This window comes from Streptomyces lydicamycinicus (assembly GCF_000829715.2).
Classification (GTDB): Bacteria; Actinomycetota; Actinomycetes; order Streptomycetales; family Streptomycetaceae; genus Streptomyces; species Streptomyces lydicamycinicus.
Window position 1 is genome coordinate 904,277 of record NZ_BBNO01000004.1, and the last position, 25,258, is coordinate 929,534.

Sequence of the window (25,258 nt, forward strand, 5' to 3'; positions counted from 1 at the left end):
ACCGAGTGAGCTTCTGGGAGTACGTCGGCACCCGGCACGCCCAGCTGCTGACGGACACATATCAGCACGCCAGCGCGGTCTTCCAGTGCATGGTGCTCGCCACCTTGCTGGGGGTCTGCATCGCCGTGGCGACCTATCGCAGCGAGTGGGCGGGCAACCTCGCCACCACCTCGACCGCCACCATCCTGACCATTCCCTCCCTGGCCCTGATCGGTCTGCTGATCCCGATCGTCGGCCTCGGCGTCCCCCCGACGGTGATCGCCCTGACCCTGTACGGGCTGCTGCCGGTGGTCCGTAACGCCATCGTCGGGCTGCGCGGGGTGGACCCGGATCTGATCGACGCGGCCAGGGGCATCGGGATGTCGCGCACCACCCAGCTCTTCCGCATCGAACTGCCGCTGGCCTGGCCGCCCATCCTCACCGGCATCCGGGTCGCCACCCAGATGCTGATGGGCATCGCCGCCATCGCCGCCTTCGCATCCGGCCCCGGCCTGGGCAACGAGATCTTCCGCGGGATCGCCTCGCTGGGCAGCGCCAACTCCCTCAACCAGGTGCTCTCCGGCACCCTCGGGATCGCCATCCTCGCTCTTCTCTTCGACGCCGCGTACGTCCTGATCGGACGCCTGACCATCTCCAGGGGGATCCGTGCCTGAGACGACCGCTACCGCCCCGGCCTCCGGGGCCAGGATCCATCTGGAGGACCTGACGAAGATCTACCCGGGGAACCCCAGCCCCGCGGTGGACAACGTCAATCTGGAGGTCAAGGCCGGCGAGATCGTGATCTTCGTGGGGCCCTCGGGCTGCGGCAAGTCCACCTGTCTGAAGATGATCAACCGGCTGATCGAGCCGACCCACGGGAGGATCCGGATCGGCGACGAGGACGTCACGGACATGGACCCGGTCAAGCTGCGCCGCAAGGTGGGCTACGCCATCCAGGCGTCCGGCCTCTTCCCGCACATGACGGTCGCCCAGAACATCGGCCTGGTCCCGAAGATGATCGGCTGGTCCAAGAGCCGGGTGCGCAACCGGGTCGAGGAGATGCTCGACCTGGTCGGCCTGGACCCGCGCGAATTCCACGGCCGCTATCCGCGCCAGCTCTCCGGCGGCCAGCAGCAGCGCGTCGGCGTGGCCCGCGCGCTGGCCGCCGACCCGCCCGTCCTGCTGATGGACGAGCCGTTCGGCGCGGTCGACCCGATCACCCGCGACCACCTCCAGGACGAGCTGATCCGGCTCCAGCACGAGCTCCACAAGACCATCTGCTTCGTCACCCACGACTTCGACGAGGCCATCAAGCTCGGCGACCGCATCGCGGTGCTCCGCGAGCACTCGCACATCGCCCAGTTCGACACCCCCGAAGCCATCCTCACCAACCCCACGGACGACTTCGTCTCCGGTTTCGTGGGCGCCGGGGCGGCACTCAAGCGGCTGAACCTGACCCGCGTACGGGACGTGGGCGTGGTCGACTTCCCCACCGCCGGCCTCGACGACCGGCTGGAGACCATCTTCGACCGGCTGCGCTCCGGCTCCCACAACGAACTGCTGCTGCTGGACCGCAACCGCCGCCCGTACAAATGGCTGCGCCGCGGCGACCTGGCCCGGGCCAGGGAATCGCTGGCCCGGGCCGGGACCCTGGTCCAGCACACCGTGTCCCGGGACGCGACGCTGCGCGACGCCCTGGAGGCGGTGCTCACCGACAGCGCGGGCCGGGCCGCGGTCACCGGGCGGCGCGGCGAGTACATCGGCGTGGTCGACATGGAGACGCTGATGAACAACGTCCATGAGCTGCTGGAGGCGGACCGCCTCGAAGCGATCGAGCATCAGCACCAGCTCCAGGAGTGGCGCGCCCGCCAGACCCAGATGGAGCAGGAGGGCCTGGCCGGGGCGGGCGGCCCCGAGGGCGGCCCGGGAGGCCCCGCATGAGCCCCGGCGGCGGGAGCGGCGAGCGCCCGCGCCGGAGCGAGCGGCATCCGAGCGATCACGAGGCGCTGGCCTTCAAGGACGAAGTGGAGATGTCACAGCGGGAGTTGGCCGCCGGTGAGGCGCCCGTCCCGTCCGCACGGGCCGGTGTGCGCCGGATCAGCTGGCAGAAGTGGACCTTCATGCCGGCCTTCCTGGTGCTCGCGCTGCTCGCCACCTGGCTGTGGTTCCGTGGCGCCCGGCTGGACTCCATCGCCCATCAGGCGGTGGACAACGGCAAGGTGTGGCTGGCGCTGCGCCAGCACATCCAGCTGACCGCGATCTCCACCTTCTTCGTGCTGATCATCGCGATTCCGCTGGGCATCGCCCTGACCCGGTCCAAGCTCCGTCGGGCCACCCCGGTCGCGATGGCCTTCGCCAACCTCGGGCAGGCGGTGCCGGCCCTGGGTCTGCTGGTGCTGCTGGTGATCTGGCTGGGCATCGGCGCCCGCTCGGCGATCGTCGGCATGGTCATCTACGCCGTGCTGCCGGTGCTCGCCAACACCATCGCCGGGCTGCGCGGCATCGACCCGACGCTGACCGAGGCCGCCCGTGGCATCGGCATGTCCCCCACCGGCGTGCTGACCCAGGTCGAGCTCCCGCTGGCCGTACCGCTGATCCTGGCCGGGGTCCGTACGGCCCTGGTGCTGAACGTCGGCACCGCGACGCTGGCGACCTTCGGCGGTGGCGGCGGTCTCGGGGACCTGATCTCGGCGGGGATCGTCACCCAGCGGATGCCCGTCCTCATCCTCGGCTCGGTGCTGACCGTGGCGCTCGCCCTGCTGGTGGAATGGCTGGCCTCGCTGGCCGAACTGCTGCTCCGCCCGCGCGGTCTGGAGGCGACGGTATGAGCAGGCACCCCCGCCCGGCACGCCGCCCCCGACGCCGCCCGGCCACCCGGCTCGCCGTCGCCCTGCTCGCCGCGGTCGTGCTCGGCGGATGTGGCCTGGTCAGCGGCAGCGCGATGTCCGACAACGTGCTGCCGGGCCCCAAGGCGGGCTATCCGGACCGCCCGCTCTCCGGTGCGCATCTGACCGTGACCTCGAAGGAGTTCACCGAGCAGATCGTCCTCGGCCAGATCATGGGGCTGGTCTTCCAGGCGGCCGGCGCCCTGGTCATCGACAAGACCAGCATCCAGGGGTCGATCGGCGCCCGGGAGGCCGTCCGGTCCGGCACGGCGGACGCCGCGTATGAGTACACCGGCACCGGCTGGATCACCTACCTCGGCCACACCAAGCCGATCATCGACCCCTACGAGCAGTGGAAGGCGGTCCGCGACGAGGACGCCAGGAACGGCATCGTCTGGCTGCCGGCCTCGACGCTGAACAACACCTACGCGCTGGCGCTGAACACCGCGAACTACAAGAAGCTGGGGGTGCACAACCTCTCCGAGGTCGCGGCGCTGTCCCACAAGAAGCCCGGCGCCGTGACGATGTGCGTGGAGAACGAGTTCGCCACCCGCAACGACGGTCTGCCGGGCATGGCGCGCGCCTACGGCATGAACGTGCCGTCCGCCAACATCCGCAAGATGACCGGCGGCGTCGTCTACACCGAGACGGAGAAGGGCGCCTGCGCGTTCGGAGAGGTCTTCACCACCGACGGCCGGATCAAGGCGATGCATCTGCACGTCCTCGCCGATGACAAGCACTTCTTCCCCAACTACAACGTGGCTCCGGAGATCAACGCCAAGGCCCTGAAGAAGTACCCGTCGATCGCCGAGGTGCTGGCCCCGGTCACCAAGGCGCTCAACAACACCGTCGCCCAGGAGCTGAACCGCAAGGTCGACGTGGACGGCGAGGACCCGCACGAGGTCGCGAAGGACTGGCTGGTGCAGGAGGGGTTCATCAAGGAGGGGTGAGGGGCGTCCTGAGGGAGGCGGGGCCGCCGGGCACCGGCCCGCGTCCGCTGTTCGCCGCTCCCCCGCCTCAGCAGCTGGGGACCTTGCCCCCGGTCCGCAGCGCCTTCAGGGAGTCCACCGCGCCGTCGAGCGTGCTGACCGGGATCAGCCGCAGCCCCTTCGGCAGCTCCGCCCGCGCGTCCGTGCACTCCTTGCGCGGGACGAGGAAGACCGTGGCGCCGTCCCGCCGCGCCGCCTGCGTCTTCAGCGGGACGCCGCCCACCGCGCCGACCTTGCCGCCGGACGTGATCGTCCCGGTGCCGGCGATGGTGCGCCCGCCGGTCAGGTCATGGCCCGCGCCGTCGCCGTCCAGCTTGTCGACGATGCCCAGGGCGAACATCAGCCCGGCGCTCGGCCCGCCGACGTCCGCGAGGCTCAGCTTGACCTTGATGTCCTGGCCGGACTTGCCGAGCTGCCCGAGCGCGGCGCTGGTGGCGGTGTCCTGGGACTCCCGCATCTGCTGCGCATTGTGCTCGGCGATCTCCTCGGTGTTCTCCCCCACCGGGTAGACCGCCTCCCGCGGCATCACGGCCTCGTCCGTACGGAACCAGCCCTTGACGATGTCCGGCAGATGGACAGCGGCCTCCGGGCCGGTCGCCACGATCGAGGTCATCCGCAGCTGCCCGTCCGTCTTCCGGGTCCGCGCTCCGCTGATGGTGATCACCGGCTTGCCCTCGTCGTTACCGAGGACATTCGCCGTCATACCGGGATACGCGAGCGAATACGGCAGCGGGGCGAGGACCGCGGTGACGAGAAGGGCGAGGACGAGGGCGGTGCAGACCGCCAGGGCTCGGGTGCGTGCAGACACCCCGCCACCCTAAATGACCCCCGCCTCACCAGGGCCTTACGGCGCTGCCGCCTCACGACACGGCCACCGCCCCTTCACACCCCACGGCCCCGGCCGCACCAGGGCTCAGCGGAGCGCCTCGGACACCTCCCGGGCCGCGTCGACCACCCGCGGTCCGACCCGCTCGGAGACGGTGTCGGCGAGCATCACCACACCCACGCTCCCCTCGATGCCGCTCACCCCGAGCAGCGGGGCCGCCGCGCCGCTCGCGCCGGCCTCCAACTCCCCGTGCGTCAGGGCGAGTCCGGCGTCGTGGGTGCGGCCCTGCCGGGCCTTGAGGATCGCCCGCCCGGCGGCCCCCCGGTCCAGCGGATGACGGAAACCGGCCCGGTAGGCCACGTGGTAGTCGGTCCAGGTCGGCTCCACCACGGCCACCGCCAGCGCCTCCGTGCCGTCGACGAGGGTGAGATGCGCGGTGGCCCCCACGTCCTCGGCGAGCGACCGCAGCGCGGGCAGCGCGGCCTCCCTGACCAGCGGGTGCACCTGACGGCCCAGGCGCAGCACGCCCAGGCCCACCCGGGCCCGGCCGCCGATGTCGCGGCGCACCAGGGCGTGCTGCTCCAGCGTGGCCAGGAGGCGGTAGACCACCGTGCGGTTGACGCCGAGCTTGTTGGACAGCTCGGTGACGGTCAGCCCGTGATCGGTGTCGGCGAGGAGTTTGAGGACACGCAGCCCTCGGTCGAGTGTCTGGGAGGTCTCTGCGGTCACGACGCCCTCCTGGGTGAGTGGCGGCCCTCGGGCGCGACGCGCTGCGGTCCCGGCAGCAGCGCGCGCTAGAGGCCGCCGGCCGCGTGGCACCGGCTGCGCTCCGCGGCGGCGCTGCCACGGGGCGTGTGCGTGACCGGGACAGTAGCGAGCCGGTTCGGTGAGCGGAAGAGTCCGTCCAGAATCCGGTCGCTCACGCCCGGAATATCCCAGTACGTCCGCCCAGAGCGCCCCGTTCTGCTCCGTGTGGTGTTTCAGGGAGGACTACGGCGTTATCCGGGTGTGACGGGGCGGACATGCCCGGCACGTCACAGCGGCCCCGTCGGGGGCGGGTACGGAGGAGGGCGGCGCGCCGCACCACCGGCACACCGCCCCCACGGCCACGGGCGGACTCACTTCATCCGCGTGGCCCACTCCCGTACCTTCTTGATCCGCTCACTCAGCTGCCCCGCGGTGGCCTCCGCGCTCGGCGGCCCGCCGCACACCCGCCGCAGCTCGGTGTGGATCACCCCGTGCGGCTTCCCGCTCTGGTGCACATACGCGCCGACCAGCGTGTTCAGCTGCTTCCGGAGCTCCAGCAGCTCCTTGTGCGTGACCACAGGACGCCGCTCGGCCGGCAGCTCCAGCAGATCCGCCTCCGCATCCGGCCGCTTCTTGCTGTGCGCGATCTGCCGCGCCTGCCGCTTCTGCAACAGCATCTGCACCTGGTCGGGCTCCAGCAGCCCGGGGATGCCGAGGTAGTCCTGCTCCTCCTCGCTGCCCGCGTGCGCCTGCATACCGAACTCGGCACCGTCGTAGAGCACCCGGTCGAAGACCGCCTCCGACTCCAGCGCCTCGAACGAGAACTGCTCCTGCTCGCCGGTGTCCTCGTCCTGCTCCTTGTTCGCCTCGTCCATCTCCTTCTCGGACTCGGCGTACGGATCTTCCTCCCCGTCCTTCTTCGGCTTGTCGAGGACGTGGTCGCGCTCGACCTCCATCTCGTTGGCGAAGCCGAGCAGCATCGGGACGGTGGGCAGGAAGACCGAGGCGGTCTCACCGCGCTTACGGGACCGCACGAACCGCCCCACGGCCTGCGCGAAGAACAGCGGCGTCGAGATCGTGGTGGCGTACACCCCGACCGCCAGCCGCGGCACGTCCACCCCCTCGGACACCATCCGGACCGCGACCATCCAGCGGTCCTGGGAGTGCGAGAAGTCATCGATGCGCTGCGAGGCCCCGGAGTCGTCGGACAGGACGAGGGTGGCGCCCTCTCCCGTGATCTCCCGGATCAGCTTCGCGTACGCCCGCGCCTGCTCCTGATCGGAGGCGATCACCAGCGCCCCGGCATCCGGAATCGACTTACGGACCTCGCTCAGCCGCTGATCGGCGGCGCGCAGCACATTGGGCATCCACTCACCGCGCGGATCCAGCGCCGTACGCCACGCCTGCGAGACCGCGTCCTTGGTCATCGGCTCGCCCAGCCGGGCCGCGATCTCGTCGCCCGCCTTCGTCCGCCAGCGCATATTGCCGCTGTAGGAGAGGAAGATGACCGGCCGGACGACACCGTCGCCCAGCGCGTTGCCGTAACCGTAGGTGTAGTCGGCCGAGGAACGCCGGATGCCGTCGTTCCCCTCCTCGTACGTCACGAACGGAATCGGGTTGGTGTCGGACCGGAAGGGCGTACCGGTCAGCGCCAGCCGCCGGGTCGCCGGCTCGAACGCCTCCAGGCACGCCTCGCCCCACGACTTCGAGTCACCGGCGTGGTGGATCTCGTCGAGAATCACCAGCGTCTTGCGCTGCTCGATCCGGTTGCGGTGCAGCATCGGCCGGACACCCACACCGGCATAGGTGACCGCGACACCGTGGTACTCACGGCCCAGCGGCCCCGCGCTGTACTCCGGATCGAGCTTGATGCCCAGCCGGGCCGCCGCCTCCGCCCACTGCTTCTTCAGATGCTCGGTCGGTGCGACGACCGTCACCTGCTGCACGACGTGATGGTGCAGCAGCCACGAGGCGAGCGTGAGCGCGAAGGTCGTCTTGCCGGCGCCCGGCGTCGCGACGGCGAGAAAGTCTCTCGGCTGCGTCTGGATGTAGCGGTCCATGGCCGCCTGCTGCCAGGCACGCAGCTTGTTCGCGGTACCCCAAGGGGCCCGCCCCGGAAAGGCCGGGGACAGGTGATGGTTATTGGTGGCGCTGGTGGTGGTAGTCACGGTCTCCGTCGGCTGGACTCGGGGATCGGCAACCGCGCCACCCTATCGCTGCGTTTGGTCTTGGCTTCCCACGGTGTCGGCTTTCCCGCCGTGGGGGTTTCTCGCCGTTGCGCCTGCGGCGGGCCGGTCCGCTGCGCGGGGCGTGGGCTCGGGTGATGCTTGCGGTTTCCCGCCGGGGCGCCTGCGGCGGGCCGGGTCCGCTGCGCGGGGCTGTGGGTGCGGTGACGGACCTCCGGGGCCGGTGTGTGGGACTGCTTCGCTTTACGTCCCACACACCGGCCCCTCCGGCCCGTCCCCTCCCGTGGGAGGAGTGAATACAGGTGGGTGGGGGCGGGCCAACGTAAGCCATAACCGGGCCCTACGGCGTGCACCGGACCACTACGGATCCACCCACCAAGGTTTTCCCACCCTTCAACGGGAGGGGACGGGCCGGAGCGGGTGGGGGTGTCCGGACGTAAAGCGAAGCAGTCCGGACACCCCCACCCGCGCAGGCCCGTCACCGCACCCGACAGCCCCGCGCAGCGGCCCCGCCCGCCGCAGGCGCAACGGCGAACAACCACCACGGCGGGAAAGCCGAAAACGTGGGGCGCCTACTTAACACGGCAAGCCGTCACCGAACCGGCCAGCGCGACCGCCGCCATCATCGCGAACACGGCCACAAACGCCGCGGGGTGGCTCATGGCGGCACTGGCGCCGGAGGCGCTGGCGCCGATCTCGCCGCCGCCGAACGCGACGAACAACACACCGCCGAGGCCGACGAACGTCACATTGCCCAGCGCGTCCGACATCTGCAGGGACGCGGAGTTACTGCCGGCCTCCTCGGGGCGGGACAGTTTCAGGAGCAGGACGCCGGCGCTGGAGATGTTCAGGCCCATGCCGAATCCGCCGAGCGTCCAGGCCGCCGCGACGATCCCGGCCGGCACGCCGTCGAGCAACACCAGCGGCACCAGCGCGATGGCCAGCGCCAGGAGCACCATGCCGAGGACCATCAGCCGTTCCCGGTACGGTTCCAGGCGCGGCCGGCTCTGCACGTACGAGCCGAGGGCCCAGGTCAGCCCGCCGCCGGTGAGCGAGAGCCCGGCGACGGTGGCGGAGAGTCCGCGCTGGGTGACCAGCATCAGCGGGATGAAGCTCTCGGCGGCGACCAACGCCCCGGCGGCCAGCCCGCGCAGCAGCACCACGCTCGGCAGGCCGCGCGCCGCCCGGAACGTACCGCGGGGCAGCAGCCGTACGATGCCGGGCGCCAGCAGTGCCAGTCCGGCGGCCGCGGGCAACAGGGCGGACCAGGCCGGGTGCTGGCCCGCGTATTGCAGCAGGCAGGCGCCCACCGCGACGGCCAGCGCGAGCAGACAGCGCCGGCTGCCCAGCACCTGCCGTACGCCGCCCGCCGGGGCCGGGCGGGTCCGCGGCAGGGTGCGCAGCGCGGGCAGCATCACCACGAGCGGCAGCAGTATCAGGGCGGGGATGGCGAGGAAGACCCAGCGCCAGCCGAGGTGTTCGGTGACGGTCCCGGCGACCAGCGGGCCGACGATCACCGGCACCACCCAGGCCGCCGAGAACGACGCCATGATCGACGGCCGCAGCCGCTCGGGATAGGCGCGCCCGACGACCACGTAGAGCGAGACCACCACCAGCCCGCCGCCGATGCCCTGGACCCCGCGGCCCACGATGAACATCCCCATGCTCCGGGCGGCGCCCGCGATCAGCAGCCCCGTGCCGAACGCGGCGATCCCGCTGAACAGCGGCCCGAGCGGCCCGCGCCGGTCGCTCCACTCCCCCGCGAGCGCCATCGCGAACAGACTCGCCGTGAAGAACGCGGAGAAGCCGAAGGCGTACAGCCCGATGCCGTCCAGGGCGCGGGCGGCGACCGGCATCGCGGTGTTCACGGCGCTGGCCTCGAAGGCGACGAGCGAGACGACGGAGACGATGCCGAGGGTGAGCGCACGATGGGCCCGGCCGAGGATGCCGCCGTCCGGCCCACCGCCGCCGTCGTCGGCGGCGGCGGCCCGGGCGAGGTGGCCGGGGGTGGCGGTGATCTCCGCGCCGGGGGGAGCGATGCTCTCCGCGCCGGGTGCGGCGGGGGTCACCGCGCCGGGTGCGGCGTCGGCGCCCCCGTCGGTGCCGATGCCGGCGCCCTCGGCGCTGCCTGGGTGGGGGCCGGTGCCGGTACCCGTGCCGGCACCGGTGCCGAAGTCGTGCGGGCGGTCAGCGGTCATCGGGCCAGCGTAAGGGCCGTACTACGGTCGTGCCCCTGGCGGAGGACGGGGATCGGGTCGGTCATCGGTCCTACGCCGCCGGCCCGCCCGGAACGCCTCGCCCCGCCTGCATCGCCACATGTCGGGCAGGCTGTCCGTATGCCGCACTTCCGTACGTACGACGATGCCGAGCTCCACTACCGCGTGCTCGGCCCGGCCGACTCCCCCCTGCCGCCGCTGGTGTGCCTGGCCGGCGGACCCGGGCGGGACGCCGCGTACCTGGGCGACCTCGGCGGCCTGGCCGCACACCGGCAGCTGATCCTGCCCGACGGCCGCGGCACCGGCGCCTCCCCGGCCGCCGCCGACCCGGCCCGCTACGCCTTCCCGCAGCTCGCCGAGGACCTGGAGGCGCTCCGGGCGCATCTGGGCCTGGAGCGGTTCGCGCTGCTCGCGCACGACGCGGGGGCCGCGGTCGCGCAGGCGTACGCGGCGGGGTATCCGCAGCGGCTGACCCGGCTGGTGCTGGTCTGCCCCGGCTCCCGGTTGCAGGGCGAACTCCCCGACGACGCACGGGAGATCTTCGAGACCCGCCGTCACGAGGAGTGGTGGCCGGAGGCCTCGGCGGCGCTGGAGCAGCTGACCGAGGCGACCGATCTGAGCGAGGTACGGGAGCTGCTGTTCGCCGCGGCACCGCTCGCCTACGGCCGGTGGGACGAGCCGCAGCGGGCTCATGCCGCCACGGAGGGCGAGCAGTTGGGACCGGTACCGCGGGCCGGCTTCTGGCAGGGCGTGGACGAGCAGCTGCGCCTGACCCTGCTGGCCGGGCTGCGGGAGGTGACCTGCCCGGTGCTGGTGGTGACCGGCGACCGGGACGGCGTGACCGGCATGCAAGCGGGCGAACTGGTGGCCGCCTCGTTCCCCGACGCACAGGTACACCCCCTGCACGGCGTGGGCCACTACCCCTGGGTGGACGAACCGACCCTGTTCGCCCCACTGGTGGAGAACTTCCTCCACACGACGTAAGCCCCGCCCACCCCACCAAGCTCCAGCCTCCCAGCGGCTTTCAGAACCCCCACGCCGCCCCACGCCCGCCCCACGCTGCCCCGTGTCGGCCCGCGCTGCCGCGAGCTGCCACATGTTGCCGTGTGTTGCGCCCCGTTTCCCCACATTGCAGCCTCATGGCACCCCGCCCCACACCCTTGCCGGGCCCCCCGCCCCGCGGCCTACAGTCAGGACAGCACCGCACCCCGGCCGTGTGCCCGAGTGGTTCAGGGGCTCGCCTGCAAAGCGAGTTACGCGGGTTCGAATCCCGCCACGGCCTCTGCTGCCTTGACCAGGCAAAACAAAGGGCCAGCACCTTTAGCGGGGGCATCGCCCCTTCATTCGTTCGTCTCAGTTCCCGTCTCAGTTGCTGTACGAGCGCGTCGACTGTACGTGTTGGCGACCCCGCTTGGACGGTCGCCAACGGGGCGCAGCGGTTCCAGCGCGATGACCTGCCGCACTCGGGTCGGCGGTTCGAAGTACCGCGCGTCCGCCACTACCTAGAGAGTTTCTTGATGGTCACCCTTATGTCGCCGCTATTATCAATCAATCTCCTATCGTTAATCCTTAGATAAAGCTCCGCCTCAGCCCCATCATTACGATGAGTACGCTTTTCTCCAATCCTAAAGGGCTGTTCGTCATCAATCCTTCCAATTAGTCCCGCATGAGCCATACAGCAGACATTCTCGGGCTGATTGAACTCCTGTGCGCACACGTCTCGATTAGTACACCCTTCCGGCCCTACGCCATAGCCATTGCCAAATGGATACCACTCCCCCGTGGCGGTGATTTCAACCTCTTCGCCAGAGTCGACCCGCACTCCGGAATTCATCCAGCCCTCATCGGCCGAGACTGTCACAGTTGATGATGACCCAGTGCCAGTTGATGGCTCTTCGATGTGACTGCTCCCTACAATCTCGGTTGCGAAGAAAATCCCGACCGCAGCAACAATACCTGCAACACCGATTGCGCCAGAACACGAAAATTTCATCCGATCGAAGTGTGTCGGCACTCCCCATTTTCCGGTTACCCACCGAAAAAAGAGGAAGGCCAGCCCCCCAGCCACCGTGGTAGCCAAGAGCACGGCCAATCCCAGCCACAACCATTCCGGCCCCCACCACCCTGCAAACAACTCGACCCCTTCATTCGTCACTCAACGCATCGATTCTTTTTGCGCAAAGTAGCAGCAGGTCCCGTTTGGCGAGGCAGAAGGCGAGGGTCAAGTTTGGACCGCCCCTCGGAGAGAAGTCCCTCGGGCGCCGCAGAGCCCGAGGCTGACACAGCGACCGAGCCCTTCCAGCCTCACAGGACGATTAGTGTTCATGCGGCCCGCACTGCGGGCCGCAAGGCCCTTTCGCAGCCCCGGAGGGTTCAGGACACCAGCTGGCTACACCAAGTTCTTAGGATTCACCACCGCCCGATGTCCCACAGGTAGTTGTCCGCGGCACGGTATCCGGGGCAGCCGCAACGCCAGCTACCCCGGACCCCATTCACCTTGGCGGTCGCTTGCTGTCCGACTTCCAGATCAGACCATCAACCTGTCCGGCGATGTCTACCCGAACCGAGTCGACCATGTGCTGATAGCGGGCGGCCATAGCGGTTGTCGACCACCCCATGAGGCCCATGACGGCCCGCTCAGGTACGCCGAGGATGAGCAGCACGGTGGCTGCCGTGTGGCGCGCGTCGTGCAACCGCCCGTCACGGACGTTCGCCTCCGCCAGCATGGCCTTCCACTCGGCCCAGTCCCTCTGGTGGGAAGGGCTTCGGCCGTGTTCATCAGCAAACACCCAGCCGCTTTCCATCCAGCGCTTCCCCGCCTTCTGCCGCTCCGCGTCTTGGGCCTCGCGGTGCGCTCGCAGTAGGCCAACGAGCTGTTCCGGGAGACCGACCGCGCGGCGGCCGGCACGCGACTTGGTGGTGGACGTCTCCGGGTTGGTGCGTCGCCGCTGCGGGCAGTACCCGGCGGCCTTGCGCCCGCAGGACTCCACGCACCCGTGCGCGTACTGCGGCCGGTGACGGCTACGGCGGACCACCAGAAATCCACCGTCAAGGTCTACGTCCTCCCACTTGAGACCCAGCACTTCCCCCTGCCGCAGTCCGAGCGCAAGGGCGACGGCCCAGCGTGCGGAGTTGCGGTGCTGGTCGGCGGCCTTCAGTAGGCGCTGCACCTCTTGCACGCTGTAGGGCTCCACCTCGTACTCACCCGTCTTCGGAGCCTTGGCCAACTGGACGGGGTTCTTACCGAGGTGGCCGCGCCGAACAGCCTCATTGAGCGCAGTCCGGAACGTACGGTGCGCCTGGTGAGCGGTCGCGGGCTTGCTGCCATTGGCCTGCATCTTGGCGTAGAACGCCTCGATGTGCTCGGGCTTGAGCCTGTCGAGGCGGTGAGCCCCCAAGCCGGGGATGAGGTGCTTCCGCACCGCCACGCCGTACCCGACCATCGTGTTGTCGTTGACCGCGAGGGGCGCGACGTTCTCGATCCAGTGCGTCAGCCACGCCTTGACCGTCCACGCCTTGCCGGGCTTCTTCACCGTCTTGGCGTCGCGCTGCTTCTCCAACTCACGTACAGCGGCAGTCACCTCAGCGCGGGTCTTCCGTTCGACGTGGCGGCGATCTGGCGTTCCATCGTCCCGGATGCCGACCGTGACGCGACCGTGCCACTTGCCGTCTTTACCGAGGTAGATCGAGCTGCGGCCGTTGGGCTGTCGGGTGCGCTTCTTTTCCTCTGCCACAGGCAGGCTCCTGATTCTTGGTGTCGGGATGGAGACCGGGGCGGCGGGCTGTCCTGTCCGGGAGTGCCGCCGCCCCGGGCGTCGTCAAGCGGCGCGTTGGGCGGTACGGAGACGGGTGACGTAGGCGGCCGGGGCGTCGGCGGGGACGCGGCGCAGCCGGCCCACGGGTACGGACTCCAGCTCTCCGGAGCGGATGAGCCCGTAGCAGGTGGTCCGGCCGATGCGGAGTCGGCGGGCAGCCTCTTCGACGGTGAGTAGGACGAGGGTGGAATCAACAGCGGCGGTGTCGGCCATGTCCATGTGGAGATCCCCTTCGATCAGGGCGGGCTGTCCGAGGTGCGGATTTCTGCGTCATTGCGTCATGAGCGTCATTCAAGCTTCTGACCTGTGGTTTTCCTTGACGCAGCGATCGGGGGGTGCGTCATGGGCTGCGTCACGTCATGACGCAGATGACGCAGGATGACGCAGGGTCCGTCGTCTGCGTCATGGCTGTAGTTGCAGGTCAGGGGCCGTTTTCTCGTCTGCGTGACGCAGATGACGCAGCGTCTTCCCTCTTAGGACAAAAGAGGGGGTGTCTGTTGTAGTGCTGGGCGCCTACAGCGTGAAGAAGGAGCCGCTGCGCGGCGCGACCTTTGGGCGGCGCGTTGCGCCGAACAGCAAGAGGAGCACGCCGCGCCGCTGGTGCTCTTCTTGCTTGTCCGCGTGCGGATCGCGGGTCAGAACGCCCGCTTCTGCTCGTGTGGGGGCGGGGTGGCCAGGCGGGTCACTTCGAGGTAGCGGCCCGCGCTGGTGCGTCCCGAGTCGATGAGGACGCCACGGGCGGCCAGGGTCGGTTGGAGGCGCTTGAGGCGGTCGGAGAGGACCTTGCCCGTGGTCGGCCAGCCCTTGGGCAGGGGCCGTACCTCGTCGCTGCTGTAGAGGCCGCTCAGGAGGTGCAGCCACTCGGTGGACGTCATCCGCTGATCCGTACCCGGAGCGATGCTGTCGGCGTGCCGGAGGACGGTCTGCGCGAGGAGATCGCCCTCGATCACGTCGTCATTCAGGTCGTCCAGGCTGGCCCGGTAGGCGGTGAGCGCTCCGAGGCCGGTTGCCGCGTCGAGCTGTGCGCACAGGTGGGCGAAGTCCGCCATCCGTAGGTCGGTCGGGGTCTCCGCCTCGACCGCACGGACCTTCACCGTGAGGTCCAGGAGAGACCTGAGGACCATGGGCAGTGCCTCTGCGTACTCCGCCCACAGCTCTGCCTCGGTGCGCCGGACGCGGGGCCGCTCCAGACGCAGGGGTAGGAGCCGTTCGGCGAGGTCGGGCCGGATGACGCCCACATCGATACCGGTCAGCAGCAGGGGGCGGCGGTAGCGGGCACGGAACACGTCTCCGTCGGTGAAGAGGGCGCGTTTGACGTTCTCGGCGCCGGTGACGATGCAGCACATGGCGTCGGACAGGTCCGGGGTCATGTGGGAGAGGTTGTCCAGGGCAGTGACCCAACCGGCGGCCACGGCCGCGATTAGGTTCTCTTCGTCCTTCGGAGCGCGGCGCAGGTCGCCGCTCATGCCCTCGATGATCCGCACGAGCATGCGCCCCGCGGTGGACTTTCCGGCGCCCTGCGGGCCGGTGAGGAACGGCGCGGGGACGGGCACAGACGGCCCCAGGCAACCGATCAGCCACGCGATGGCCAGGCATTCAGTCTCCGCGTTGGCGAAGTTGCACAGCCTGAGCAGGAGGTCGATGCCCTTGTCGTCGGTGTCCTTGGCCGGCAGGGGAAGCTCCCCGGTGAGCTGGGTGCGTCGCCAGCACACCTCGCGTGGGTCAGGGACAGCGATCTCCCACCCGGTGGGGTGGATACGGACGGACTGCCCGTCGCTGCGGCCCAGGTCCAGCCACGTCGCGCCGTCGAATCCGGGGGCGACGCGGATGTGGACGGGCTGGACGTCCTCGGTCAGTGCGAGGGCTTCGATCAAGTCCAACGCCTCCTTGAGGGCGGTTCCGTTGAATACGCCGCGTCCGTCGCGGAAGAGGCCGACCATGAGTTCCTGGCGGTGGCTGCCCGTCGTGCCCTGGGAGCGGATCGGGCGAGCCACGGGGTGGCCGTTTTTCTGGGCGTACACGGTCCCGTCGGCGGTGCGGAAGTACCGGAAGTGCGCCTGTGCGTAGTCGGTGATGACCTCACGGGCGGGATTCTTCTCGTCGTCGGCCATGGTCACAGTCCCAACCTGGTACGGGCGTTGGTCCACGCGTCGGTGCAGTGCCGGGGGGATTCGCCCTTGGCCTGCGCGGCGGCGAACAGCCGCGTGACGTGGGCGTCGGTGAGGCAGCCACACCTGCCGTGGACAGACAGCACGGCGAGGAACGTCCGGTACACGGTGGTGTGCACCGCGTTGCGCGCCTCGGTGATGCGCTGCTCGGCCATGTAGATGCCACGCTCCAGGTAGGCAGGCGTGCGATGACGACACTGCCCGCCCCCGGCGAGCGTGGGCACGGTGACGACAGGCCGTGCGGGCCGGACCGTGGAGGGCTTCGTCACGGCCAGCGCGCGCACGGCGTCGGGCAGATCGGTCATGGTGCCCGTTCCTGGACCGAGCCACCGCGCGTAGGACATGAGCGACTTGATGTCGACGCCGTCCCGGACGTCGTTCACCGAGCGCATGGTGCCCTGGTAGATCCAGTGCTCACCGCGCGTCGTCGGCACGGTGCGGGTGGTGGGCAGGGCCTCACGGGCCCACATGACGGCTGCCGCGTCGTCCAGGTCGACCACCGTCAGCCCCGCCCCACCGGGGTGGTAAGCGACGGCCGCCGCCTCACGCCACGCGGACGCCCATGCCGGCGAGGTGAGGACGCGAGGATCGATGGTGGCTGCGGCCCAGGCGTGGCAGACGCTGGCGCACTCGCAGGGACCGGCGTTCTTCATGTTCGGCCGGCCGCCGCACGCGTTCCCCTTGCATGCCCGGCAGTTGCCGAACGGGAGCTTTCCCACCCGCAGGGGCAGCGGTGGCACGCCGGCCGCCGCGAGGTCCAACGCGGTCCGCAGGTGGCTCCCGTCCGGATGATTTCCAGTGGGGCGGCATCGGGCTTTGCAGTCAGGTGTCATGCTGTAGGTCTCCTGTTCTGCTACGTCGGGATACGGAGACCGAGGGCGGCGGGCTGTCCTTGTCCGGGAGTGCCGCCGCCCTCGGGCGTAGCTAGCCGTTGAAGTGGTTTCGCTTGATCACGGCCTTGCGGATGTTCACGGTGGTGCCGCCCTGGTGGCCGCTCGCGCTGAAAATCTGCACGGCGATCCATCCGCCGAAGACGACGGCGGCCAGGATGATGAGCTGAGTGATGAACGCGGTGAGCGCGGCGATGAACGAGGTGAGCAGGAGCAGCCCGCCGCACACCGCGAGGAACCCGACACCCCCGAGGGCGACGTTCACGGCCGTGCGGGACACGACCGGCTTGCCCACGACCGGCTCAGGCTGCGTCGGGTTGATGGCGTAGCCGGTGACGACACGGCCGTCGGGCAGGACGATGCTCGCCACCGCCGGAGCGCCGTTCGGCTTCATCGGCGCGACCGGTGCGGGGGCGGGGACGGCGGGCGGGTACGGGGTGGGCTGGTGGACTTCCACGGCCCGCTGTACGGGCACGTGCGGGGCGTGGTCGGGGTACATGCGGAATCCCTTCCGGCGCGTGGCCAGGGAGGCACAGACACCCCCTTGAGGGGGCGTTGTGGAGGGGTGTTCGGGGGTCTGACCTGCGTGCCTCCCTGACTCCCTGAACGATCATTTGTCGAGGTCAGAGACAGGGAGGCGGGTCAGGGAGTTCTCCCTGCCTCCCTGACCCGTCGGCGGCGCGCTCCCTGTCATCCGTCGGCGGAAGCGGAACCGTCTTCGTCGCGGTTGGCGAGGGCGCGGGTGACGCGGTCGCGGGCGACGACCATGACGCCGTCGGACTTGTAGGGCTCGGCGCCGGCGTCGTCCAGGACGCGCTTGAGGTCGATGAACGACCAACCGCCGTAAGCCTCCGCGTTCCGCGCGGCGAGCCGCGCCAACACGTCCTTCGTCCGCACGCGGGGCGCGTCGCCGACGACGGCGGCGATGTCGGCGAGCGCGTCGTGCTCTTCTTCGCGCTCGATGGCGTGCAGGGTGGTGACGCCGTCGCGCAGGGCCTTGGCCCGGTCGGTGATGGCCACGGCTGCGTCGTCGTCGATGTAGTGCGTGCGCACGGTGATGGACGACTGTCCGGCCGGGATGGCGATGCCGTCGGAGGCGACGACCAGGGTTCCCCGGTCCAGACCCGGACGCAGCAGGTTCGGCGCGGCGCCCCCGTCAACGGCCTTGTCCCCCAGGGCCATGCGGGCCTGGGATTCGGTGCCCAGGGCGAGGGAGGCGCGGGTGTGGGCGCCCTCGCGGACCAGCTTGGGAAGGTTCTCGTTGGTCGGGTCCTGGGTGCCCTGCCACATCAGCACGTTCACGGCCCGTCCCTGGTTGTTGATCTTCCGGACGGCCATGAAGTACCGGGAGTTGGCCTTCGACCCGCCGTAGGGGCGCTTCTCGGCGTCCTTGGCCGGGCACATGAACGCCACCTGCGCTTCGTCGACCAGCACGATCAGCGGCGGGAACACGGTGCCGGGCGGCGCCTGGATACGGCGGTTCATCTCGTCCACCGCGCCCTCAACCATCTCGGTCACCTGGATCACGTGCTCATCCGTCGGCCCCTGGATCAGGGTCGTGGCGAGACCGTCGAACATGGCCCAGTCGCCCACGCCCTTGAGGTCACCCATGAGGAACTGCACCGACTTGTCCAGCGCGAGCCACAGGGCCAGGGAGCGCAGGGCGACGGTCTTGCCCTGGTTGGACAGGCCCGTGATCAAGAGGTGGCGCTGGTACAGGCTCAGCGCGGCAGCGTCACCGCGCAGGTCCTGGCCCCAGGGGGCGTGGCCCTTGGCGTAGTCGGCGGTCATCGACTCGTCGGTGACCAGCGGGGACGGGCCGATCGGCTCATCCAGCGCCCCGGAGTCGGCCACCCACAGCCGGACCGTTCGGGCCGCCTGGGGGATGGTGATGAACACTTCGTGTTCGTGCCGGGTGAGGTTCTCGGCGAGCTTGCGGCGCTTGCCCTGCACCTCGTTGGTCGACACCCCGGAGGGAAGGGTCACGTCGACCTCCACACCGCATCCAGCGATCCTGATCGGGCCGAGCATGCTCGCGCCGGCGTCGCCCATCTCCTTGATGGCTCGCGCCAGGGCGGGCACTCCGAGGTCGCGCAGGGCCTTGACCACGATCGACGGGGTGATCGGCTCGCCCTCGTCAGATCGCACGTTCGCCGGGAGTGCCCAGTTCGGTGCGGCCTGCTGCTTGCGGCCGACCGACCACAGGGCCAGCAGGGCCAGGAACGGGCCGATCGCCAGCGCCGGGCCCCAGACCACCCGCACGATCCGGATCAGCAGAGCGATGAAGTCGATGGTCGCCGACAGGGGGGTGATGACGTCGCCGACGTGCCCGGTGTTCAGGGCCAGGACGACGCCGAGGGCGACCAGGAGACCGATGCTCATGCCGGCGCCGACGGCCACGCCCTTGGCGGCTTCCACGGGCGAGTGGAGGAGGTCCATGCGGCGGTGGTGGCGGGCGGCGCGGAAGCGCTGCAACCGCTCCTCCCACTCCTCGGCCGCTTCCAGGTTCCCCGCGGCTTCCGCCGCCCGGATCATCCGCTCGTACCGGGACCCGGTACGGCCGTCCCAAGCCCGACGGGCCACGATCCGGCCCCCGTTGAGGGTGTAGAGGCTGTGCCGGGCCGCAGCCCGGACCGTCGCCCGCGTTGATTCGTGCGTGGCGGCTGTCTTCACCACGCGGCTGGAGCGCACCCACAGGGGCACGGGCCGCGCCGGCGGCGCGTCGGGGACGACGGTGAGCACGGTGGGGGCGGTGTCGGGGGTCGGGGGGTCGATGGGCTTGTGGAGGTGGACGACGTTCTCAGACATGCTGGAAGTTCTCCTGACTGCCCCCTTGGGGGCGGGAGTAAGGGAGGGCCGGGGTGGCCGTGTCCGTGGAAAGAGGCGGCCCCCCCGGCGCAAGGAAGGGGCTGGTCAGAACCAGCCGGACGACTTCTTCTGGGCCTTGTCGCGGGCGGCCTCGGTGATGAGCCGCTGACGCTCGCCGTGCAGGGCGGTCAGCTCCGCGTTCAGCCGCATCTCGGCAGCGCTGCCGAGAGAGTCGAGCTGCTCCTCGGCACCGGCCGTGCTGCGCCCCCGGGCGGCGCGGTAGGAGCCGCCCGCCAGAGCGCGGGCCATCGCACGGCGCTCACGGCCGTTCAACGGCCACGACTCGCCCCGCCGGACAGCTTCCAACTTCTTCTCGGTTGCCCGGATCTCGCGATCCAGACGGCGGACGTCGGAGTTGCCCATGTCAGGTGCTCCTCGGGGGTGTGATGGGCGAAGGTGCTCATGTTGGTTTTCACGTCCGTCTCCGCAGCTCAGGCGGCAGCGCGGGCGGACAGGGTGGGCGCGAGGAAGCGGAGCGCGGCCACTGCCTGGTGGGGAACCACGCCATTGCCCAGCGCCTTGAGCTGTGCGGAGCGGGACAGGCCGGGGACGGCGGTGACGTGCCCGGCGGGCAGGCCCATGAGCCATTCGACAAAGACGGGGCTCAGCCGTCCCACAGCGTCAACTGGCCCGGGGGCAGGCCGCCCGAGGTCCGCTTCCCAGCGGGCGATCGCCGGACCGTACTCGCGCCAGTCGAGGTCGCCGAGGTCGGCAGGCTGGCCATCTCCGCCGCCAGGCACTTGCCGTGAATGCCCGCTTCCTGTGACGGTGTGCGCCGCGTCTGCCGGTTCTCGTTCTCCGACGCGCGCGGGATGGGCAGCAGGGAGACGACGTGCCGCAGGTTCATCCCGCCCTGTGCCGCGTGCCCGGGTCCGGTGTTCTCCGAGGTCGACGGGGTCGGCAGGAGCGAGCCGACGGCGGTCGGGAGCTGCCCCCGCTGCCCGCCGCCCCGCCAGTCCCTCGCCGCCGGTGTCGGCAGGCCAGGCAACGACGAACAGGCGGTTGCGCTGGTGAGCCGCGCCCACGTCAGATGCGCGAAGAGTGCACCAGCGCGCATCGAACCCGAGGGCGGCAAGGTCAGCGAGGACGGCGTCGAATCCGAGAGAAAGGTGCCCTGCGACGTTCTCAAAGACCGCGTAGCGGGGTCGTAGAACGCCAAGGGCACGGGCGATGTGGGGCCAGATGTGCCGGGCATCGGCAGTTCCCTTCCTCTTGCCGGCGGAGCTGAACGGCTGGCACGGATAGCCGCCGCAGACGACATCGACCGCCGCCACGCGCGAGAAGTCGGCGGTGGTGATGTCGCCCAGGTTCGGCACCCCGGGATGGCGGTGGGCCAGGATGCGGCTCGCGCCGGGGTCGTTGTCCGCCACCCACGCAAGCTCACCGCCGAACACTGCTTGGACGGCCATGTCCAGGCCGCCGTAGCCGGTGCACACGGAGCCGATACGCAGCGCCCCCATCACGCGGCCACGCGCTTCCACGCGGCCCGCAAGCGGACCTCAGAGGCGGAGTGGCCAGCCGTCCGGAATCGGGCGGCCATCTCCCGGTAGGACAAGGGCGGGGTCCGGCTGGTGCGGATCTCCTCCACCACCGCGTCCAGCGCGTCATCGGTGAGGGCGGGTGCCGCCTCTAGGACGGGAGCCCTGACCGGCACGCTGGGGCCCCACACGGGCAGGTCCCAGCGGGGTGTGTCGCCGGGTGTGACGGGGGCCGTCACGCTGGTCAGCGCCTTGCCGGTCTCCTCGCTCGCCCGCGTCGTCTCCAGTGTCGACCACGCCTTGGAGAGCGTCTTGGCGGTCTCGGCCTGGACGCGTGCGACGCGTGCCCCGGCCCCCGTCACGGCCGTCAGTCGAGTCTCCTCCGTGGCCGCTTCAGAACGGAGCCGGGCGCGTGCCACGGCCGCCTCGTCCCGGGCCTCCTGCTGGATACCCCGGATCGACTCCAGTGCCCTCGGGGTGAGTGCCGTGCGCTCCCACAGCCCGTGGACCAGCCACAGGGCCTTGGCCGCGATCGGCAGCCACGCCACGGCCAGCCACGCGCCGGCGGATTGGTCAGCGGCGACCGCGTGGGCCACCAGGACACCGGTCGCCAGCAGACCGAAGCACCAGCCCACGGCGGTCACCGCACGGGAGTGGTCGCCCTGCGCAGCGAGCCGCCGCTCATAAGCAAGGGTCGCCAACCAGCCCCCGTCGATACCGAGACCGACGACCAGCGCGATCAGCCACGGCACGGCCGTGCCCAGCCACATCACGACCACGGCCAGCGTGAGCACCATGGACACCGCCGTCATCGCCACGGCGGGCAGCACGGTCTTCGCCCTCATGCCGCCGCTCCCGTCCCGGCCCGCTGACCGCGAGCGGCCCGGATGAACGGCACCGTGCGGGTCAGCGCGTCGGCATACAGGGCGTCCCAACCAGCGACCTCGTCACCGGCCTCCGCCGACTCCCGCAGATCCCGCAGGACTTCGCGAGCCACGTCCCTGCGAGCGCGCCGCTCCTCGGTCGTCTCCTTCTCCAGCGGGCCGCGGAACAGATCGATGTCAATGCCGAGGGCCAGCTCTACGAACTCCGTCTCGTCAGCGGCCTCTTGACCAGCGACGAAAGTGCGCATGCGCATGGTGGATCTCTCCTTGTCAGGTACGTCGGGATGGCGCGGGGCGGTCGGCTGTCCTTGTCCGGGAGTGCGACCGCCCCGCGAAGAACCAGGGGTCAGACGGTGGCGATGACGAGCGCGGCGACCAGCAGCCACAGGTGGTGGAAGGACTGATCAAGCGCGTACGCGCCGGTGCCGATGTGCGGGTTGTCGTCGTGGCCGACGCGCGGGGCACCGAGCCGGTAGAACTCGCCCTTGCCGGTCACCCGGGCCAGCCACGCGAGCGTGCTGCGCCGGTCGGCCCACCAGTGCGTGACGGCGTCGATGCCGAGCCCGGCGACGATGCCGAGCACCGACAGGTGCAGGCCCAGCAGCACGGCGGCCGGGATGAGGACGGCGAGCTTGGTGAGCGTCAGGGTGGCGACGTGCCGGGCGTCAGCGAGGCGGCCGACCCATCCGGGGCGGCCCTTGTGAGCGGACTGGTGCGAGGTCTGCACCCAGTGGTCACCCACGCTGTGGGCGACGTACAGGGCGATGAAGACGGCGGCGAAGGTGGCAGCGTGCACGGTGGTGATCTCCTGGCTGTGTCGGGATAGGGAAACCAGGCGCGGCGGGCTGTCCTTGTCCGGGAGTGCCGCCGCGCCGGGCGTGAGAGCCGGAACCGCAAGAAGCGGTCGGCCAAGTGCCCCGGCCGGGGGTCGAACCCGGCCTACGACCATCGGGGCGGTGATGCGGTGTCTCCTTCGGGAGCGAGCTCCCGTTTCAGGCGTATGGAGAGGTGATCTTTCGGTCTAAGCCCTCCGGTTGACCAGGGATCCGGGCCCCTCGGCCCGCTCTGTCCCGGGCCCCTTGGCCCCGCCGAAGCGGAGCCCATTGCTGTGCAGGTCGCGCATTTGTGCAGGCCGAAGAAGGCCCATCCCCACGATGCAGCCTGACCAACTTGGCTAGCCCGGTGGCCACGAGAACAACGTAGCCATCCTGGCTAGTCACGTCAACACCTGACTAGCCTGGCTGTCCTGATCGCTGGGAGAGGACGTAGCATCGGGGCATGACCTTCACGCCCGAACCCCTGGATCCGGACGACGACCGGCCGCCGTATGAGCAGGTGGCGAGCAGTCTTGGCGCCGCCATTCGGACGAGGAAGCTAAGCCCCGGCGACAAGCTCCCGTCGCACAAAACCCTGACCGACCTGTACGGATTCGCCCGCGCCACGATCCAGCGGGCGCTCCGAGACCTTGAAGACGAGGGCCTGGTCGTATCTCGCAAGGGCAGCGGCGTGTACGTCCGCAACCGCACCGAACGGCCGGCCGGTCTCCGCCCGTACGTGGAGCAGGCGTTTGCCAGTACGGACGTCTCGATTGACTTCGCCGGGTTCTCCAGCGAGACCCTTCACAGCTCCCTTCAGGAGCCCATCGACAAAATCCGCGTCGGCCGGCTGACACCATCGAGCATCAGCATCCGCATCCTGGTGCCGGACATGTCGGTGCCCCACGCCGCGCCCGTGCGTCGCGAAGACGGAGCGGACGACCCGCGCCTACGCCGTCGCATGCACGACATGATGGTCGGCTTCACGCGCAGCATCACCAACTCCATCCACGAGCTGAGTGTTCTCGGGCTGGTGGCAGAGACCAACGTGAGCGTGCGGGTCCACGGCGGCACGCAGTTCTTCAAGCTGTACGTGATCAACCAGGAAGACGCATTCTTCGGGTACTACCCCATCCGGCCCAACAAGGTGGTGGCGGACGGAGAGGCAGTAGAGATCTACGACCTGGTGGGAGCCGACGCCACGCTGTTCCACTACTCCGTGAACGAGGGCGATTCATCGAGCGGAGCGCAGCAGGTCGAGCAGGCCCGCATGTGGTTCGACAGCGTTTGGAACACCATCGGAAGGGACCTTGACCCTGATGGGAAGTAGCAAGCTCTCCGAGGTCATCGGAGCCACCAAGGGAGTCCTGTTCGACTTCGACGGGCCGATCTGCGACGTGTTCGCGGGTCGGCCCGCCCCCGGTGTCGCGCGGGAACTCTCAGAGGTCGTGGCCCGGCACGATGCGACGCTGGGTGGCAAGGCGCGCGGCGTCGACGACCCGATGGAGATCCTGCGCCTTTCAACGCAGGGCGGCGAGCTGGTAATTCGAGCTGTCGAGGAATCAATGACCAAAGCCGAGGTATCGGCCGTTAAGGTTGCTGGCCCGCCTATCCCTGGCGCGGTCGCTGCCCTGGAAGCGGCGCACTCGTCGGGGCGAAGAGTCGCCGTGGTCAGCAACAATTCCACGGCCTGCGTGCGGGCATTCTTGATGCTGCACGGTCTCCGGCACCTGGTTCACGAGGTAATTGGACGTGCCGCCTATTGGCCAGACCTGATGAAGCCTGACCCCTACTCGCTGTTGCTCGCCGCCGCGCGACTTCATATCCGCCCCGATCACTGCACCCTCATCGGCGACTCGGTGACAGACGTTGAAGCCGCTCGCGCTGCTGGATCGGCGTCCATCGGCTTTGCCAACAAGCAGCACAAGGGTCTCGCTCTTGCTGAGGTAGGGGCCGATGTGGTGGTCACTGACATGACTACTGTGGCCAACGCTCTGATGCCGAACTCCAGCTAACGCTGCCACTGTTCGCTTCCCCGTGACAGCGGACACCTCGCGCTGTTCAGGACGTAGGCGACCCCGCACCACGCAATCCTCGCAAGGGCTCTGTGCGGCCTGCCCGCGCGTGACCGGGCCAAGTTCGTGCGGAGCATTGCCGCTACGTCGCCGGCACCGTCCACTCCGCGAGGCTCGCACCGTCTCCATTCGGCGCGTAGAGCACTCGCTCCGGGCGCTGCCCGCTCGGGATGGGAAATACCAGCTTGCCTCGTACACAGTCACCAGCCCGCACCTGTGTCTCCGCGGGGAACTCCGGCTTCGGGAAGTCATCCCAGGTCGATGACGAAGGTTCGATCCGTGCCCCGTCCTGGTACGCAAGCGTCCAGTCAGTCTGCGACGAGAGCACCTCACCCCGATCTGTGCACACCTTCAGGTCGAGGGCTCCCCACACATAGCCCTTCTCTCCGGTCTCCTCAGCCGCCGATCCGACGCTGTGGATGGGCTGCTTCCAGCTG

The 25,258-nt window shown here is 69.8% G+C and carries 23 protein-coding genes and 1 tRNA gene; 8 read left to right on the top strand and 16 right to left on the bottom strand.

Annotated features, from left to right (window positions below):
* Positions 1-5 precede the first annotated feature (5 nt).
* Genes TU31_RS17145 through TU31_RS17160 form a run of 4 tightly spaced genes read left to right on the top strand, consistent with a single transcriptional unit; the run spans position 6 to position 3,814 of the window.
* Complete coding sequence (locus TU31_RS17145; protein WP_042155204.1) at positions 6-653, top strand: ABC transporter permease; 648 nt, start codon at positions 6-8, stop codon at positions 651-653.
* Positions 646-1,920, top strand: a complete 1,275-nt coding sequence (locus tag TU31_RS17150) for a betaine/proline/choline family ABC transporter ATP-binding protein (protein ID WP_042155206.1) — start codon at positions 646-648, stop codon at positions 1,918-1,920. The genes TU31_RS17145 and TU31_RS17150 overlap by 8 nt, the downstream gene beginning before the upstream one ends.
* Positions 1,917-2,807: an ABC transporter permease gene (locus TU31_RS17155; RefSeq protein WP_042155208.1), complete on the top strand. Its 891-nt coding sequence runs from the start codon at positions 1,917-1,919 to the stop codon at positions 2,805-2,807. The genes TU31_RS17150 and TU31_RS17155 overlap by 4 nt, the downstream gene beginning before the upstream one ends.
* Positions 2,804-3,814 (top strand): glycine betaine ABC transporter substrate-binding protein, encoded by a 1,011-nt coding sequence (locus TU31_RS17160; RefSeq protein WP_042155210.1) that lies wholly within the window; start codon positions 2,804-2,806, stop codon positions 3,812-3,814. The genes TU31_RS17155 and TU31_RS17160 overlap by 4 nt, the downstream gene beginning before the upstream one ends.
* Positions 3,815-3,881: 67 nt before the next feature.
* On the opposite strand, the gene TU31_RS17165 is transcribed toward TU31_RS17160, so the two are convergent.
* The 4 genes from TU31_RS17165 to TU31_RS17180 form a co-directional block, all read right to left on the bottom strand.
* On the bottom strand, positions 3,882-4,661 hold the full coding sequence (locus TU31_RS17165; protein ID WP_042155211.1) for a S16 family serine protease: 780 nt from the start codon (positions 4,659-4,661) through the stop codon (positions 3,882-3,884).
* Positions 4,662-4,766: 105 nt separating this feature from the next.
* Complete coding sequence (locus tag TU31_RS17170; RefSeq protein ID WP_042155213.1) at positions 4,767-5,408, bottom strand: IclR family transcriptional regulator; 642 nt, start codon at positions 5,406-5,408, stop codon at positions 4,767-4,769.
* A gap of 389 nt (positions 5,409-5,797) precedes the next feature.
* Positions 5,798-7,594, bottom strand: coding sequence for a DEAD/DEAH box helicase (locus TU31_RS17175; RefSeq protein ID WP_042155215.1), 1,797 nt, complete (start codon positions 7,592-7,594; stop codon positions 5,798-5,800).
* Between the two features lie 590 nt (positions 7,595-8,184).
* On the bottom strand, positions 8,185-9,810 hold the full coding sequence (locus TU31_RS17180; RefSeq protein WP_052718970.1) for an MFS transporter: 1,626 nt from the start codon (positions 9,808-9,810) through the stop codon (positions 8,185-8,187).
* Between the two features lie 138 nt (positions 9,811-9,948).
* Between TU31_RS17180 and TU31_RS17185 the strand changes: the two genes are divergently transcribed.
* Both TU31_RS17185 and TU31_RS17190 read left to right on the top strand, forming a co-directional pair.
* Positions 9,949-10,812, top strand: coding sequence for an alpha/beta fold hydrolase (locus tag TU31_RS17185; RefSeq protein ID WP_042155217.1), 864 nt, complete (start codon positions 9,949-9,951; stop codon positions 10,810-10,812).
* A 226-nt stretch (positions 10,813-11,038) separates the two neighbouring features.
* Positions 11,039-11,110 (top strand) — tRNA-Cys (locus tag TU31_RS17190).
* A gap of 216 nt (positions 11,111-11,326) precedes the next feature.
* Here the strand turns inward: TU31_RS17190 and TU31_RS38670 are convergent.
* From TU31_RS38670 to TU31_RS17245, 12 genes are all read right to left on the bottom strand, one after another.
* Complete coding sequence (locus TU31_RS38670) at positions 11,327-11,983, bottom strand: hypothetical protein (RefSeq protein WP_158894515.1); 657 nt, start codon at positions 11,981-11,983, stop codon at positions 11,327-11,329.
* Between the two features lie 337 nt (positions 11,984-12,320).
* Positions 12,321-13,562 carry a tyrosine-type recombinase/integrase gene (locus tag TU31_RS17195; RefSeq protein WP_042155219.1) on the bottom strand — a complete coding sequence of 414 codons (1,242 nt, stop codon included), beginning with the start codon at positions 13,560-13,562 and terminating at the stop codon, positions 12,321-12,323.
* Between the two features lie 84 nt (positions 13,563-13,646).
* Complete coding sequence (locus TU31_RS17200) at positions 13,647-13,862, bottom strand: excisionase family DNA-binding protein (RefSeq protein WP_042155222.1); 216 nt, start codon at positions 13,860-13,862, stop codon at positions 13,647-13,649.
* A gap of 416 nt (positions 13,863-14,278) precedes the next feature.
* A complete protein-coding gene (locus TU31_RS17205; RefSeq protein ID WP_042155224.1) occupies positions 14,279-15,754 on the bottom strand; it encodes an AICE element replication initiation protein in 1,476 nt (491 codons plus the stop codon).
* Between the two features lie 2 nt (positions 15,755-15,756).
* Positions 15,757-16,644 (bottom strand): bifunctional DNA primase/polymerase, encoded by an 888-nt coding sequence (locus TU31_RS17210; protein WP_042155226.1) that lies wholly within the window; start codon positions 16,642-16,644, stop codon positions 15,757-15,759.
* A 91-nt stretch (positions 16,645-16,735) separates the two neighbouring features.
* Entirely contained in the window at positions 16,736-17,200 is a 465-nt protein-coding gene (locus TU31_RS17215) for a hypothetical protein (protein ID WP_042155227.1), read from the bottom strand.
* Positions 17,201-17,391: 191 nt separating this feature from the next.
* The gene (locus TU31_RS17220) at positions 17,392-19,509 is read right to left on the bottom strand and encodes an FtsK/SpoIIIE domain-containing protein (protein ID WP_042155230.1); all 2,118 of its coding nucleotides are present in this window, start codon (positions 19,507-19,509) and stop codon (positions 17,392-17,394) included.
* Between the two features lie 105 nt (positions 19,510-19,614).
* The gene (locus TU31_RS17225; protein ID WP_042155231.1) at positions 19,615-19,932 is read right to left on the bottom strand and encodes a hypothetical protein; all 318 of its coding nucleotides are present in this window, start codon (positions 19,930-19,932) and stop codon (positions 19,615-19,617) included.
* Positions 19,933-20,000: 68 nt separating this feature from the next.
* The gene (locus TU31_RS17230) at positions 20,001-21,050 is read right to left on the bottom strand and encodes a DNA cytosine methyltransferase (RefSeq protein WP_245698569.1); all 1,050 of its coding nucleotides are present in this window, start codon (positions 21,048-21,050) and stop codon (positions 20,001-20,003) included.
* Complete coding sequence (locus tag TU31_RS17235; protein ID WP_042155233.1) at positions 21,029-21,892, bottom strand: hypothetical protein; 864 nt, start codon at positions 21,890-21,892, stop codon at positions 21,029-21,031. Before TU31_RS17235 ends, TU31_RS17230 begins: the two co-directional genes overlap by 22 nt.
* Positions 21,889-22,179, bottom strand: a complete 291-nt coding sequence (locus TU31_RS17240) for a hypothetical protein (RefSeq protein WP_042155581.1) — start codon at positions 22,177-22,179, stop codon at positions 21,889-21,891. The genes TU31_RS17235 and TU31_RS17240 overlap by 4 nt, the downstream gene beginning before the upstream one ends.
* 98 nt (positions 22,180-22,277) lie before the next feature.
* Positions 22,278-22,727, bottom strand: coding sequence for a DUF3307 domain-containing protein (locus TU31_RS17245; protein WP_042155235.1), 450 nt, complete (start codon positions 22,725-22,727; stop codon positions 22,278-22,280).
* A gap of 482 nt (positions 22,728-23,209) precedes the next feature.
* Between TU31_RS17245 and TU31_RS17250 the strand changes: the two genes are divergently transcribed.
* Positions 23,210-24,076, top strand: a complete 867-nt coding sequence (locus tag TU31_RS17250; protein WP_042155236.1) for a winged helix-turn-helix domain-containing protein — start codon at positions 23,210-23,212, stop codon at positions 24,074-24,076.
* Positions 24,066-24,761, top strand: a complete 696-nt coding sequence (locus TU31_RS17255) for an HAD family hydrolase (RefSeq protein ID WP_042155238.1) — start codon at positions 24,066-24,068, stop codon at positions 24,759-24,761. Before TU31_RS17250 ends, TU31_RS17255 begins: the two co-directional genes overlap by 11 nt.
* Positions 24,762-25,258: the final 497 nt, after the last annotated feature.